Below are 322 nucleotides of genomic sequence, written 5' to 3' on the forward strand. Positions count from 1 at the left end.
GGAAGAACAGAGAAAAGAGTTTTTTTGAACTCTACAGCAACCCCCATCCTTGGACCGACTAAGACAGCGACTTTGGCCTTGGCTGGAAGCAAAGGAAGCTCAGGGGATGTAATGACCTTAAAGTGGCGATTGTAAAAGGAGAAGACTCCACCAGCATCGACAGAACGAGTCAGTTTAACACATAGAATAGCATCAATATTCAAAGACGTTGATAAGGGCCTAAAAGCAGACTCTAGCGCTTCAGGTTGAACAGAAAAGTGATCATTAAACAAAGAAATGTATTTTGCTAGGAAAGCATTAGCTTGATCCACGGTTGAAATGT

General features: G+C 42.2%; 1 pseudogene. It reads right to left on the reverse strand.

Annotated features, from left to right (window positions below):
* A pseudogene (locus tag Ga0466249_RS26030) lies at positions 1-322 on the reverse strand (ISNCY family transposase); the annotation flags it as partial.

Origin of the sequence: Pelorhabdus rhamnosifermentans, from assembly GCF_018835585.1 — a bacterium.
In the GTDB taxonomy this organism is placed as follows: domain Bacteria; phylum Bacillota; class Negativicutes; order UMGS1260; family UMGS1260; genus Pelorhabdus; species Pelorhabdus rhamnosifermentans.